Source organism: Enterocloster sp. OA13 (genome assembly GCF_022440595.1).
GTDB lineage: Bacteria > Bacillota > Clostridia > Lachnospirales > Lachnospiraceae > Enterocloster > Enterocloster hominis.
In genome coordinates, this window is the sequence record NZ_JAKNTF010000001.1 from 5,475,105 (window position 1) to 5,489,667 (window position 14,563).

Genomic DNA, 14,563 nt, shown 5'->3' on the forward strand with positions numbered 1-14,563 from the left:
TCAAGTACACAAACTATTGTAGTCTTAAAGTGAATAAAACTAAAGCTACAAGCTAATACTAGGAAGGTGCATATGGAAAAGAAAACTTTAGGAAAACGTATCAATATAACCAGAAAAGACCATGGTATTACTGCAGAACAGCTAGCTGAGCGGTGCAGTATCAATGCAACATACCTTCGGCAGATAGAAGGCGGCTCAAAGATACCAAGCCTTCCGTTGTTTATTCAACTTTGCAATACACTGGAGGCTTCTCCGGATTATCTTTTACAAGATGAGGTAGACACAAAGCAGAGCCGTAAAATTAGGGAACTGGAACTATTGTGGGAGAAAGCAACTCCAAGTACACAACAACTTGTAATTGCCATGCTGGAAGCAGCGTTGCAAAATATTGAAGATTAAAAGCGGCTAACCAGACAGGAATTTTTCTGGTTAGCCGTTTATATTGAACATATATGTTTTTTTAATTTGTGAGCCTCATTATCGCTTCCGCTGGTAGCCTGTTGCCGGCTAATCCATACTATTTTCTAAAACCGTTCAGAGCCTGCAGAATGCCTGCCATATCATCATCTCCAATTTCCGGTACCGGTGACTCTTTTTCTTTCACTCTTTTATCGTTATCTGGCTGCGACTGCGGCATGCTGTTTCTCTTGCCTTCGTTCCGCTGCTCTGCCAATATCTGCCTTACCATCTGCTTCAACTGTTCATAATCAATGGTGGCCGCACCACCAAATGCAGCTTCTCCATGCTCCTCATAAAATAGCACCGCCTTTGCGAGATAGCTCGCTTTCGTATGCCCAAGCCTGTTTAATATGCCAGCCACTTTGACATGCTCCGGTAAATCCGGATTAAAACCAATGTTGAACACAAACTCATTTTTCTTTCCCATATAGGCTACCTGCCTTTCTGCAGCTGGTAGAGTATCCGGTATCCTTTCGCATTGGCCTGCAGATCCGGAATGAAAATGCAGTTTCCTACTTTTCCGGATTCCCGGATATGTTTCTCTAAAAGAATCGCCCCACCACCTACAAAGACTACGCCGCCGGATCTCAAATCGATTCCACGCTCTCTGAGGCTTCCCAGGAAATCTTCTGTGAACAGTCTGGCCATTTCCTGAACGGTCAGGATAACCTCTTGCGGGTAATCCGTCGGCTTGTCCTGAATCAGCTGGTCCATATCTGTTTCGTCCAGGAGGATATCATATTCCGAACTGATTCTGGAGGAAATGCTGTTATATAACTTAATGACGCCATTATCCAGGGAATCACATACGCCCAAATCAGGCTGTCCGCTTCGCATCAGCAGATAATCCAGCGTGAACCCGCCTAAATCAATCACAACGACCTTTACGAACTCCTTCAGCTTTCCGTAAATTGTCATGGCGGCAGCATAGTCCTGGGGAAATGCCATGACATCGCTTATGCAGATGGAGTAGCTCTGTCCATGGTAAATGACCTCCTGAATCTCGTCCCGGAACAAATACTGCTCAAACTTCTGGTACAGGCTGCCGTAATGCTTGGGAGGAAGTCCCACCGGCAGATTGACACGCACAATCTGGTTCTGCAGAATCCCTTTCTCCCGATCCAACTCCTTAACAATGGAAAACAGGGTAAGATGAAAGAAGCGTTCATCCAACGTCTTATCCTTCTGATAAGGAATCCGCTGTTCCGTTAGCGCATAGTAATGATCCCGGTATATCATGTAATCACCAAATGGCGGCTGCTTCTCACTGACCTGCAGGCCAGAAGTAAAAATAAGGTTCTCTGTCTTCATATTTCGGTTCCCATGATCAATTCCAATGGTTCTTTCCTCATACATAATCATACATCTCCTTTGCTTTTCTTATCTATACGTTTGCAATGCGCAAAAGACAACAATTTTGAGTAATTACCTGTTTTCATATGAAAAAAGCATCCGCCATATTGACAGATGCCTGTATTCCCTCAAAGCAATATATCTGGATGTTGTCCTCAACCTCGATTGAGACTTACCAGATAATCATCTACACCTTTAATATTTCCCCTCCATTCTCCTTCTTCATCCTGATCCCAGGTAAGCGACTTGCAATCGGCTTTTATTTCCCGGCAGATGCGGTAAAGATTCTTGCAGCCATTCTGAATGTTCCTCCTCTTGATGCTCTTTTTCGGGCATAATGCGGTCTTGTATCCACTTTCCTTTAGTTCACACACCTCACATTTCTCCTGGCAGTCCCTGAGACAGGTTAATTTTATGAGTTTGTCCATATCATAAGCCTCATAAAACAAGTTAGTTTCGCTTTTTTTCAGCCGTCCGATAACAGGCGGCAGATTATTATACAGATTCACACCGGCCACAGCGACAAATGTTCTCCCAGACAAAGCATGGGAAAGATCTGCTTTTAATGGTCCTTCCGTTACAAAGACTGTCTCCTCGCCCTCGTTTCCAACAAAATGGACCGGACTTCCTGAAGTCACCCCCATGTAATAATTGGAACTGGAAAGCCAGATATACTTTCTGTCCTTATATGGCCGGTCGGCGCGAATCTGCATACCGGTAATCAACCCATCAATATTGCGGACCGGTACCAGAAATCCAGAATTTTTTGTATGGAAGTTTATCGTCCACTTTCCATCTTCATCCAGGTAGAAACCTGGTACTCCCTGCACGGTGCATCCGGCTTTTATTAATTTTTCCGCCATTTTTTTCAGGCCAAAAGCAGGTGTACTTTTATAACCGTTCTTTATAATCTGCTCTTTCGTAAAACCTCTTTCCAGCAGCTTCTGCTCATGTGTTGCCGTTAATGGCAGCATTTGAAGCAGCATAGTGAATGTTTGATCGATATTCTCTGTGGAAGTCCTTTCCGATTGCTCCACCGGAGGCGGTGTTGGCAGTTCAGGCTCTTTTTTAGGAGGCGCATATTTCTTATCCGTCTTACCCTTTCCAAGCGCGGCCTTGATTTCTTTGCAGGCTGTTCCACGGTCCACATGGAATAAATGTCCATAAAAGTCAAGTATGCCTCCGCCTTCCCCACAGACAAAACATCCAAATACGTTTTTATCAAAATTGATGTTCATCTTCTCTTTTGCGCCGCAAAAGAGGCAGTCACAATCCCATGTTCCATCCTTTTTTTTACAGGCTGGTTTTACGTGAAGCAGTTCAACCACATCTCGCATTGTAAAGGGCAGGTCGTCATACATCTCTGCTGCCTCCTCTCCTTAATACTGGCTATCCGGATAAGACCGGACAGCCATCAAAAATATGATATCAACTTACCTCTTCAAAGAAAAAATCGCCAAGGCACTGCAGATTTCCGTTGTCATCTATAAATGTGACATCCTCCCCATCACCAAAACCTTCGACAGAGACTACCTCATAAATCTTGCCTCTGGTTACTCCCGTTATCGGGATCACGTTGGGGTTTCCACCAAAGAATACATCCAGTGATGGCTTCTCTGAGAGCCTGAGCCGGCCTTTTACCGTTCTCTTCCCTGTATATGGCTGGCTATCAATATTTTCTGTTAATACACTCATCTGTTTCCCTCCATAATGGCATTGTTATGCTGCACGTTTTGCCGCATCCAGCAGGAAGCGCGCAGCCGCTCTAAGCAGGTTATCCGGACCTTTATAGTCATTGACATACCAGTTTAAAGACTGCGGCTTTTCAATCGCAAGCTGTCCCAACGTCAGCTTATCTTTATAATAGCCAGCGCTGATTACCAGGGCTGCCGCCATATCCCGGTTTAACATCTTATAAATCTGCTCCACCGGAAGATTTCTCTGAATTCGGGATAAAGTATCCTGGATAGAAGGCTGATTACCCTGGGTAGGCGCCTGAGTCGGCGGCATTGTCTGCCGGTTCTGCACCGGCCTGGATTCTGTTCCTGTCTGCGACGGCTGCATGGCCGGCGGCATATTGTTCTGCGTAGTCGGTGGCACACTGTTCTGCATCGCCTGCGGTACATTGTTCTGTATCGCCTGTGGTACATTGTTCTGCATCGCCTGTGGCATTTGATTCATTTCAGCACCTGCCATATTTCCAGCAGGCGCCTGCTGGGGTGCCTGACTGTCGATGTAGGTATTTATGTCGTACTGACCGGGAATCTGCTCCTCGGTTGCAGTATACGTCTCTCCGGCCACTTCCATATAGGTACCATCCGGAAGGCTTTCCCCTGTTGCCGCTCCTGACATGTGTTCCAGGCCAGCGTCTACAATATTCGGATCTGCCTCCCCTTCCAGGTCGGCAAACTGCAGGCCAAAGCCGGCATCTGCCAAAGCCCGTCCAACAGCGGCCGTTTCCGCCAGCTCCACATATTTATTGCCAAACTGGTCGTCCGCAGTCATATACTTCTGAGCCAGCGCATTAGAAATAAAGCTTTCTTCCGGATCATTCCGGTCAAGGTATACTTTTGCTTCCACAATGGCTACCTGGTCGGTTAATTTCTTTAAGGTCTTAACAATCTTTCCATTGGGATACTTCAGCCGGAACCAGAGTTTGCGGTAAACCACATCCAGGTAATACTTTGCAGCCTGGCCGTCTCCGGTCAGCTGGCGCATATATTTTCTGGGGTCAAATCCTTCCACCCGGTTCAGTTCCTGGATTTCCTTCACATTCTGATACATACAGTCCTGGTTCATTGTCATTTCACTCATTTTTCATTTCTCCTTTCTTTTTACGGAAAGCAGTCCTAATCATTAAGTACCGCTGTGATTCCGTTTGCTTGAAAATTTTTATGCAGTCTTGGGCAGCACTTCCGGGAAATCCGCAAAAGTCATCTGCCCCTGTGCTTCCCAGGTTGTCCAGGGGATACCCACATAATCCAGCACTTGAGCCATTCCAAGGCCGCGTATCACCTGATATTCCTGGTAAAACTCTACAGCTCCACACTCTTTTATCTTTTTTTGGATATCCCGTTCAATCTCCCAGTTCCAGATCTTCGACACGGCAGGCTGGTATAATTCCTCCCCGTCCGCCCTCCGAATTACCTTTGTGTTACGCATACAGAAATCATAACACCTGGGATGCGTCCAGGACATCCTCTGGAACCGGTTAGGCTCCTCCTCCAAATGCGCCCCCATGGCACAGTACATACAGCCGGTACGCTGCTCGCCTGTAGTATAATAAGTCCCATCGGAACATTGAAGGATATCGCCATATACCGAACATATCTCCAGGTCATTCTCAACCACATACCGGAGAATATCCTGTCTTGTCCAGAAACCAATTGGCTGGCTCTTAATCGTCCTGCCGTCATACACATTGCAGCCGGTATGGGCATATTGATTTGCCCTCCGGAATCCTTCATCCTGTGTTGTGGCAATATACGGGACCCTTCCCGTCTCCTTAACAAAACGGTGGAAAGGCCGCTTTTTCATAATCTCACAGCATTTACTTGAAGTTTCAAAAGGTGCTGACACCAGGAACTTCCATTTGTCTGCAAGCTTTCCGAACTTACCCCTTTCATCACCGTTCAAGAGGTACCTCTTGTAACGTTCTGACAGATTCCCATGACGCAGTTTATAAACTTTTTCCCCTGTTTCCTTGCTAATCAGCGGATAACCATAGGTCGAGATAACCTGTTGATAGGTAACTCTGTTGCCGCTCCGGTCCCGGGGGGCAATCTCTACGAACTCTCCCCTGGCGCCTCTGGCAAACCTTACAATCTCTGGGAATTCTAAGCCTGTATTGCAAAACACGGCCGGCACTGAGTCGCCTAATTCTTTGCGTATAAAATCCAATAGGACCGTGCTGTCTAAGCCACCGGAGTAGCTTAAATAAACCTGTCCTCCCCAGTTGTCATACCATTCCCGGATTCTGACTGCCGTAAGCCTCATTTTCATGTCCCAAGGCAGATATTTTCTCTGGCTGAACTGCCAGCTATTGAGCTTTAAATCATCCTCCTGAATAAACATATTGATTCCTTTCCACACCACACAGACTTTTCAAGGCAACAGGCCCAGAGAATATCTGTAGCCTGCGCCCTGACTGTTGTGGCAGTTTAGAAGTTAATTGCCAGCTGCTCGTAATCTTCATTTTGATTTGCTTTTATCGGATTGTTTTCATTCCTATCCTCCAAAAGCATGTTGTATTCCTGGATAATCCGTTCACCCAGCATGGTATTACGCTTATCACTTTCCGTGTTATGGATTGCCCTGTAAATGGCCCGTTTATCCCCAACAAGGAAAACCTGAGCTTTTGCCCGGGTGATTGCCGTGTATAGAATGTTCCTCCGCAGCATCTTATAGAACATTGGGATCCACGGAAGGATGATAACCGGATATTCACTTCCCTGGCTTTTATGTACGGTTATGGCATAAGCGTGTTCAACCATATCCAGTTCATCACTGGTATACTCCACTGAGCGCCCATCCGAAAAATCAAGTCTGGCAAGCTCTACACCATCTTCATCCAGATAGATGTCCGAGATGAACCCGGTATCTCCATTGCTGATTCCATTTTTATTCTTGTTATGGATGATCTTGTCACCAACCCGAAATACTTGGCTGCCTGACTTTATTTCCCGTTTATCAACAGCTGGTGGATTAACAAGGTTCCACAGCCGTTCATTCAGGGCATTTACACTGGCATCGCCCTTTTTACGGTATGGAGTCAGTACCTGTACCTGGTCTGTATCCAGCCGTGTTACAGCATCAAGATAAAGTTTTTCAATCGTATCTGCTGCTTCCGCTGCGCTTTTTACCGGAATAAACACAAAATCTGCACCATATTCCAGCGCCACATCATTTTTCAGCATCCGGTATGCATTTAACGCAATCCGACTGTTTTCTTTCTGCCTGAATACCATGTCGAGAACCGTGACGGGAATGACACCGCACTGGATAAGTTCCCGGAATACATTTCCAGGACCGACACTCGGAAGCTGGTTTATATCGCCAATTAGAATCAGACGGGTTCCTTTTTTGATATGGTTGAAAAATTCATAGCCCAGCCGCATATCCACCATCGAGAACTCATCTGATAGAATCAGCTGTGCCTCCAGCATTTCTTCCCGTTCTTCATCCAATTCCTCATTAGTCAGGCCCAAGGCACTGTGCATCGTGCTGGCACCCGTAAATCCGGTACATTCAGCCATGCGTCTGCTTGCCCGCCCCGTAGGGGCTACTAACAGCACCATATCCACGCCCAGTTTCTCCCGGATGTACAGAATGATCTGCTCTACCGTAGTCTTGCCTGTTCCCGGGCCTCCGGTGATGATGCTGACCATAGAGGCAAAGGCTTTCTTTACCCCTTCCATCTGTTTCCCAGAGAGCTTGATTCCTAATTCTCTTTGGGCTTCTGCTATCAGGAAATCAATATTTACCAGGGTTGTTTCCTCCTGAACCAGTAAACCGGCCAGAGCTTTTGCAGCGCCACACTCATATTCATAAAAACGGGCCGAATAAAATGCGCCCTTTTCATAATAGAATTCCGCTTCCTGCACCAAACGGTACAGCTCCTGATAAATCATGGCTGGTGTCACCACTTCCCTGGTATAACCTTGGTTCAGCTGATCATACACTTTTTTCTGGAATACCTCTTTCTCACAGTACAGATTGCCTTCCTGATTTTCCTGTTCCATACAGTAGCGGATACAGCCTTCAATCCTCATGGAATCATCGGGCCTGCACTTGATTGCTTTTGCAATCGTATCTACGGTCAGGAATCCAAAACCATGAATCTGACAAAGAGTAAACGGCTGACTTTTTACAGTCTCCAGCGCTTCATTTCCAAATTCTTCATATATTTTCTGTATTTTTTTGGGGGTAACATTGAATGGGGATAGAAAGGCTGCCAGATCCCGCATGGCATGGCTGCCGTGATAGGAGACAAGAATCGTATCCAGCTTTTTTTGACTGATGCCTTTGATTTCCAACAGGCTGTCAGGGTAGTTCTCAAACACCTCAAAGGTTCTGGTTCCGAAGCGTCCCACAATTCGTTCCGCCATCTGTGGGCCAATTCCTTTTATCATGCCGGAAGCGAGATATCCTTTGATTCCCTCTTCAGTCTGCGGGAGAAGCTCCGTATAAGCCTCCACGGAAAGCTGAAAGCCATATTTGGGGTTCTTTACCCATTTTCCAGTGAGGTCCACTTCTATATTCTCATCCGAAGGCAGGTTAGTGCCTACAGCCGAGAATTCAATCCCATCCCCTTTAAAATATCTGTTCCTGGCTGCCTGCGGTACTCCTTCATCATCTGTCAGATAGGTGTATACGCAATAGCCTGAACTCTCTTTTTCATATATTCTCCTGTTATATCTGCATTTCATAGAATGAATCCTGCTCCTTTCCATATGCGGTAAGGTAAACTGCTCCCGGTGTTTCTTTCAAATGATAGAGGGGAAGGTTTAGTTTTTCAGCTTCCTTAATTTCTGCCGCCATACCGCTGCTGATAATATCTCCACATATAATCACCCCATCGCACCAGCCTAAAAGCACCATACCGAAAGCGATTCCAAGCTCACGTTCCCGCTGAATTGTATCATCCAGGAGTTCCGGGAGATAGGCATGTGGCGCCACAGCCCTGCAGCCGTATTCGCCACTGATACGCTTCATATAGTACCTTGCCATAAGCATATTTTTCCGGATGCCATCATGGGTAGGCGCATACAGCGGAGAACAAATGTAATATGTCTTGTTTTTCAGCATTTACGCTGCTCCTTTCTTTACAGAAAACCGTCTGCTTTCCGTAACCGAAACATAATCTTCATAGATATCCGAATGCTGCAGTTTCAGCCGCTCCAGGTTTTTCTTATCGATTCCGGTCCGGTAAACAGGATTATAGGTCACAATATAATTTTCTGTCCCTGTTTTTAATGTAGCCTTGCAGCTGATTCCCATTTCTTCCACAATCCCGGCATACACTGTTTTCATTTCTGACTCCAGTCTTTTCGACTCCGCATCCACAGAGCTTTTCTTTTCCTTCAATTCCAGATATTTTTCTATGGATTTCGCATGGGTACTTCCAAGTTTCACCTCGTCCGCATCTACTTCGGCAGGGCCGCAGAACCGCCGGATACTTTCCAGTACCAGGTCAGGTTTTTCTGTATAAGGAGGCTCCACTTTTTTCTGTACATTTTCTAACCAGAAGTTTTCCTCCTCCTCAATCAGGATTAGCTCTGTCTCCAGATCCCGATCCATCTTTCGGATAATGAACTCATTCTCGTTATTTCCATACAGGCAGGCAAAATAGACCACATTCAGGTTCATGACAGCCATATAATGCCGTCCCTGGTACTCATAGTTTATCGGTACCGTATCGTTGGCCCATTTATCCTGGCAATTATAGTTTGTGGTTTTGCATTCCAAGATTCCGGTGCTCCCATCTGGTAACTCTATAAAGAAGTCCACATCTGCCAACATGAATGGGTAGAGTGGATGTTTAAACATCTTACGGATGGGATATACCTTCAGTCCTGTTTTACGGGAAAATATCTCCGCCACCAAATCTTCCAAGCGGTGTCCTACTTCCTTTGCCACCCAGTTAGACTCTTCTTCATCTAAGACCGGTTTCATGCCACATTTGTCATAATAAAGGTCCCTCTTGGTACAGAACGGGGACTGGCCCATGATTGCGGCCGCATCTGAACCGCCAATTCCAAGTCTGCGGTAACTTAACCATTCTTCCTCTGTAAGCCCTTCTGTATCTGTCAGCACAGAGGGGGAGTAATCTAAATTTGTTCCTAAACTCATATTCATACCTCTCTTTCTGATAAGAAAAAGACGGATATGAAACCCGTCTTTTTCGTTTTATATGCTTATTTAGCTTAATGCCTTTCCCTGAAAAACAATCCTGATTTCCTTTTTTCTCCGGTCATAAAGATAAACACTGTTTGATAACCGGTCCTCGGGAAAGACTTCTTGTAAGTTAATCAATCGGACCAACTGGCTCAACTGGGCATATTCTAACCCTTCTTCCTCACCTACCAGAATCATCTCATGGATGCTGGACGGGAAAATGATGATATTACAGTTAAACGCATCGGCTAATTTTTCCAATGCAGAGGAATACAGGATAGTTGCTGCACCCGATATACCACGCTCACTGGTTAAAACATACATGTCCATTTTGGCTTCCGGAAAATCCGCCACTACATCATCGAGTGCGTCTATCCGGGAATCCTTCACAAGTTTCTTCATGATGTTTTCTAAAGGCTCCAAACGGGGCCGCTGTTTCTCCCTCATATTGCTGAGGGCAATTTTATACAGTTCTTCCACATTGGTTTCCCAGGCTTCCACATGCCCGTTATGTACTAAGGCCGTCAATTGGCCTTCGTCATTCTCCTCAATAAGCAAATAAAATACAATTGCCAGGTCGAGGTATTTTACATGTGGAATCTCCTCAAGAAGTGGCTGATTGGCTTCGTAGTTAATCAGTTTTAAACGAAGCCGTTCTTTTATAGCATTAAAATCCAGCAGTATGTTTGCACTGATTGGTGGGACACAGTGATGGTGGACTAAGCTCACTATCTCATCAACCGCCTGGTTTAAATCATAATCCGGACGGCTGAGAAGGCTGTCCACATAAATCACCGGCGCAACCTGTTCTTCTCCTTTCCGTATCACAAAACCAGTAAGTTCCTTATTGTTATTTTTTACAACTGACTGAACCTGGACATCATATTCCTGGCCCAGTTCTTTTTTGACATTATAATAAAGCTCCATTAGCATCAACTCATCCATCTTGATTCCTCCTCATATTCTGCTTTTTACCACTTTACATCTCCTGGAAAATCATAATCGCTCCATTCTACACCTAATGCACGTCCGATTTTCTCTTCCATCGCAGAGATCCGGCTTCCCTCCTCGCCATTGACCTCCAGCATGAAAAGGACCTCTGATATCCCATAGTACAGATTATGGGCGCTGCATGGATCTTCTCCATATTGGGCTTTAAAAAGCTCAACCGCCTCCATCCCGTATTTCTGAGGGATATTGATCTTTTTCATAACCCCGATCATGCAGTTGACAGGATTCTTAATCTCTACCGACAGAAGTTTTGTCAGATTGCCAATGGCAAACTGATATTTCCCATAGATCATTCCCAGCTGTTCTTCAAATTTCTGGATGGTTGCTCCGCCCTTATGCTTTAACCGCAACGGATTCCCCAGCGGTATTGTTTTACTACCTGCTCCTGTAAACAGCATAGGATAGATATTGGCACCGCTGTCTCCTGTGTTTGAAGTCGCAACGCGGATCACCGGCTTTAAATCCATGTCCTGCGGGTTTACCCCATTCATAAGGAGTTCGTCTTTATAAGCCTTTAAAAATCCGTCCTCTCCGTCCAGTTCCCAGACAGCAGATGCCATAGAATGTTCATAAAAACCGCCAATGTATCTGCAACCCTTAAACGTCTTCTGCAGATACTCAACAGAACACATAAAAATCTGCTCCATATCCAATATCGCATAGTCATGGCTATCACCGCCCAACACGGCCGAAACTTTCCCCTGGGAAAAACGCAGTAAGGCGTCTCCCCGCGCCACTCTTAGGCAGTCGTTCAAAATCCTGGCATACACTGTTCTGTCCAGTTTCCTAAGCGTCGGGCCTGAGATTCCCGCGCGGTCAAGGATTGTCTTAACTGCACAGTCCCTTACCGGGTAATACTGCTTTTTAACTTTTAAAAGCAACCCGGTATTTTCCAGGGTATCATCCAGGATTCCCGGATCCAGCCCGTCCTCAGCATATTGCTGCCGCAGGTTGTCTGCTACCTGGCTGTCTTTATCAAATGCCACCAGGCGCAGTTCCTTTGACTTTTTCCTGTCCCAGAAAGAATTCCTTCCCATCCTTTTCAGGAAGTCCAGAAATTCTTCCTGCTTCGCAAACATCATCTGAAAACTGTCTGCATACACTCTTGTTTCATCCATTATTCATTCCACCTTTCTTTTTATCCGGAATAACCGGTGCTTCTATCCAGCCGCACTCTGCGGGAACCCTAACGGGTTTTCTGGCAACAAAAAAGGAAAGATGTCCATTTCGACTCATCTTTCCTAACAACGTGTGGGTGAATCCACAAAATTTTTTCAGAGGAAGCAGTTTATCCACTTCCAGCAACTAAAAAAAGTGCCAAAAAAATGCCATCTGAACTGATGGTATTTCCTGACACTTCATTCCAACTTAAACAACGTGTGCCGTGTGGAATTCCATTTCACACATCATATGCCCCTGCATATTTCCCTATAGGGAATGCACAAAAATCAATTACGGTTTTATCCTATCACAATATATTGTGGATTGTCAACGCAAATATCTAAATATAGTTTTTACAAATTTTTTTCAAGTTTATCGCAGCTTCCCTTTACTTGATTTTCAGATTGCTTCTTCAGCAGGGTCTGAAACGGCAATGTAATTGTTCCTTGGCAATTTAATAGCATACACCCACATGAATATGGGTTCTCTGGATACCTGTGGATATCCTGGCCTTTTAGGATAGGATACGAACTTGGTACCCTGGGATTGAATGTACACTGTACAGCCTTTACGCGGCCGGAAAGGGCGTAGGAAGCGGTGTGGGAAGGTATGCGAATATTCTATCAATATGTTTTTAGGAATGAGGTGATTCCCATAGCAAAAAACAAGACTGTCCCCTTTGAATATGATGATTTTAAGAAATACAGTATAGCAGAAATCTCCGAAATGCTCGGAATCGGAAAAACAAAAACCAGAGAAATGTTACAGAGCAAACTGCTTCCTGTTACTAAAGTAGGAAGGGACTATTTTACCTCTCCCAAAGCCATACAGGAATTTTTGAAGAAAAATGTTGGAAAGGAACTTTATTTTTGAAGTTGTCAACCATATACCTCTATACTATAATGGAGTCACAATGGTTGGCAGCTTTCCTATAAGGTGATTTCTTATTCCGAAAGGAGAGCAGGAAATGCCAAATGAACAAAAGACCAAAACAAGGCGCAGCAAAGGCGATGGAACTATCTTTAAAAATAGCAAAGGGAAATGGGTTGCCAGATATCAAGGCAAAGAATTTACTGGTGATGTCAAAAGTGAGGTCAAAGCCAGAATGGATAAATATAAGCTTCTTGTCCAAACTGGTGAAGCCTGTACCAGAAAGCTTACTGTTAAACAGTATGGCGAAAAATTCCTTTACTATAAAGAACAGCAAAACAAACGTGGTAAATTTAAAAATACAAGCCTAGATCGTCTTGAAAGAACATTTCAAAATCAGATAGAAGGGAGTGAACTTGCCAAAATTTTAATGTGTAATCTGGATGGTCTGCAGATTCAGGCTTTTATTGACAGCCTTGCATGCAAATACAGTTTATCTACGATACGGAAAGCATATCTTTTTTTACAGGCAATGATTGGTTTTGGTCTGGAGATGAAGGACTTGCCGAAAAATTTTGATCCGTTATCAATTGTTGAACTGCCGGATGAATCTGTTTTGGAAGTGAAGACAAAAGAAATTGAGATTATTCCAGATGAGTATCTGCCTATTTTCACCAAAACTGCGTTGGAGAGAAAGCCTGATGGTTCCTTGGCTTATCGTTACGGCCCATTATTAGTTTTTGGACTCAATACAGGTTTTCGGGAAGGAGAATTGCTTGCAATATCTACCGCCGGTATAAGAGATTTGGGAGACAGGCACGCTTATCACATTTCAGAAACAGTCAGCACCGTGAAAAATCGTGATAAAAATGCCTCAACAAAAACAAAGCGTATTCTGACTGCCCCAAAGTATCCACGGAGCATAAGAACGGTTCCCTTAAATAAAGAAGCTGATGACTGCCTTCAGTTAATGCTTAGCCATTATGCTTCCAATAAGGTTCGTAAGGATCTAATAATCACAACAAAAAACGGGCTTCTGCCTACTGCCCGTAATATTCAGACCACCCTTGACCGAATCCTTACAAAAGCGGGGCTACCGCATTATGGGACACATGCGCTTCGGCATACATTTGCCACCCGTCTACTTCGCCAGACAAAGAGCCATCAGGAAATAAAAGCTGTAGCAGAATTGTTGGGTGATGATTATAATGTTGTGGTGAAAACTTATCTTCATACAGATGAGGATGGAAAACTTAATCTGGTAGACTTATTGGCAAGCTAAATAGTGTCCACCTTATCTCCACCTTATGAAACACTTTTATCCGTTTTTAAACGGTTTTAAACGATACATCAAAAAATCATATTATCAGCAAAATGAATAAGAAAAAGGACAGGAGGCAAGGGTCTAAATGTTTCAACGCCGACTCAATGCAAATTTAAAAACCTCGAAAAATTAATGTTTCTCGAGGTTTTCAGAGAGGCGACGACCGGATTCGGACCGGTGATGGAGGTGTTGCAGACCTGTGCCTTACCACTTGGCTACGTCGCCGTATTTAGTTTTTATATTGGCTAGAAGCCAGTGAGCAGGGTGTTGCAGACCCGTGCCTTACCACTTGGCTACGTCGCCATATTATATTAAATGACCCCAAGGGGATTCGGACCCCTGTTACCGCCGTGAAAGGGCGATGTCTTAACCGCTTGACCATGGGGCCTTGCAAATAAATATATATAGAAAAACTCCCCGAGTAGGACTTGAACCTACGACAGCGCGGTTAACAGCCGCGTGCTCTACCGACTGAGCTATCGAGGAATA

At 44.8% G+C, this 14,563-nt stretch carries 14 protein-coding genes and 3 tRNA genes; 3 read left to right on the forward strand and 14 right to left on the reverse strand.

What is annotated here, in order from left to right; genetic code table 11:
- Nucleotides 1-72 precede the first annotated feature (72 nt).
- On the forward strand, nt 73-399 hold the full coding sequence (locus MCJ35_RS24495; protein WP_025484782.1) for a helix-turn-helix domain-containing protein: 327 nt from the start codon (nt 73-75) through the stop codon (nt 397-399).
- Between the two features lie 118 nt (nt 400-517).
- Here MCJ35_RS24495 and MCJ35_RS24500 read toward each other — a convergent pair whose 3' ends face one another.
- From MCJ35_RS24500 to MCJ35_RS24550, 11 genes are all read right to left on the reverse strand, one after another.
- Nucleotides 518-886, reverse strand: a complete 369-nt coding sequence (locus MCJ35_RS24500; protein ID WP_025484781.1) for a hypothetical protein — start codon at nt 884-886, stop codon at nt 518-520.
- A 5-nt stretch (nt 887-891) separates the two neighbouring features.
- Nucleotides 892-1,815: a ParM/StbA family protein gene (locus tag MCJ35_RS24505; protein ID WP_025484780.1), complete on the reverse strand. Its 924-nt coding sequence runs from the start codon at nt 1,813-1,815 to the stop codon at nt 892-894.
- A gap of 152 nt (nt 1,816-1,967) precedes the next feature.
- Complete coding sequence (locus tag MCJ35_RS24510; RefSeq protein ID WP_025484779.1) at nt 1,968-3,173, reverse strand: hypothetical protein; 1,206 nt, start codon at nt 3,171-3,173, stop codon at nt 1,968-1,970.
- Between the two features lie 67 nt (nt 3,174-3,240).
- Nucleotides 3,241-3,507 carry a hypothetical protein gene (locus MCJ35_RS24515; protein ID WP_025484778.1) on the reverse strand — a complete coding sequence of 89 codons (267 nt, stop codon included), beginning with the start codon at nt 3,505-3,507 and terminating at the stop codon, nt 3,241-3,243.
- A gap of 24 nt (nt 3,508-3,531) precedes the next feature.
- Nucleotides 3,532-4,626 carry a hypothetical protein gene (locus tag MCJ35_RS24520; protein ID WP_025484776.1) on the reverse strand — a complete coding sequence of 365 codons (1,095 nt, stop codon included), beginning with the start codon at nt 4,624-4,626 and terminating at the stop codon, nt 3,532-3,534.
- A 78-nt stretch (nt 4,627-4,704) separates the two neighbouring features.
- Entirely contained in the window at nt 4,705-5,886 is a 1,182-nt protein-coding gene (locus tag MCJ35_RS24525) for a phosphoadenosine phosphosulfate reductase domain-containing protein (RefSeq protein ID WP_240299686.1), read from the reverse strand.
- An 86-nt stretch (nt 5,887-5,972) separates the two neighbouring features.
- Nucleotides 5,973-8,240: an SF1B family DNA helicase RecD2 gene (gene recD2 / locus MCJ35_RS24530; protein ID WP_025484774.1), complete on the reverse strand. Its 2,268-nt coding sequence runs from the start codon at nt 8,238-8,240 to the stop codon at nt 5,973-5,975.
- Nucleotides 8,224-8,619: a DUF7768 domain-containing protein gene (locus MCJ35_RS24535; protein WP_025484773.1), complete on the reverse strand. Its 396-nt coding sequence runs from the start codon at nt 8,617-8,619 to the stop codon at nt 8,224-8,226. The genes recD2 and MCJ35_RS24535 overlap by 17 nt, the downstream gene beginning before the upstream one ends.
- Nucleotides 8,620-9,663, reverse strand: coding sequence for a YqaJ viral recombinase family nuclease (locus MCJ35_RS24540; protein WP_034577241.1), 1,044 nt, complete (start codon nt 9,661-9,663; stop codon nt 8,620-8,622). It abuts the gene before it with no gap.
- 69 nt (nt 9,664-9,732) lie between these two features.
- A complete protein-coding gene (locus MCJ35_RS24545; protein WP_025484770.1) occupies nt 9,733-10,653 on the reverse strand; it encodes a DUF5688 family protein in 921 nt (306 codons plus the stop codon).
- Nucleotides 10,654-10,679: 26 nt separating this feature from the next.
- On the reverse strand, nt 10,680-11,837 hold the full coding sequence (locus MCJ35_RS24550; protein WP_025484769.1) for a hypothetical protein: 1,158 nt from the start codon (nt 11,835-11,837) through the stop codon (nt 10,680-10,682).
- Between the two features lie 640 nt (nt 11,838-12,477).
- Here MCJ35_RS24550 and MCJ35_RS24555 point away from each other — a divergent pair.
- The gene (locus MCJ35_RS24555; RefSeq protein WP_240299687.1) at nt 12,478-12,753 is read left to right on the forward strand and encodes a helix-turn-helix domain-containing protein; all 276 of its coding nucleotides are present in this window, start codon (nt 12,478-12,480) and stop codon (nt 12,751-12,753) included.
- Between the two features lie 94 nt (nt 12,754-12,847).
- Nucleotides 12,848-14,032: a tyrosine-type recombinase/integrase gene (locus MCJ35_RS24560; RefSeq protein ID WP_025484766.1), complete on the forward strand. Its 1,185-nt coding sequence runs from the start codon at nt 12,848-12,850 to the stop codon at nt 14,030-14,032.
- A 196-nt stretch (nt 14,033-14,228) separates the two neighbouring features.
- Here the strand turns inward: MCJ35_RS24560 and MCJ35_RS24565 are convergent.
- From MCJ35_RS24565 to MCJ35_RS24575, 3 genes are all read right to left on the reverse strand, one after another.
- Nucleotides 14,229-14,299 (reverse strand) — tRNA-Cys (locus MCJ35_RS24565).
- A gap of 91 nt (nt 14,300-14,390) precedes the next feature.
- Nucleotides 14,391-14,462: transfer RNA gene (locus tag MCJ35_RS24570), tRNA-Glu, on the reverse strand.
- A 25-nt stretch (nt 14,463-14,487) separates the two neighbouring features.
- Nucleotides 14,488-14,560: transfer RNA gene (locus MCJ35_RS24575), tRNA-Asn, on the reverse strand.
- Between the last annotated feature and the right edge of the window lie 3 nt (nt 14,561-14,563).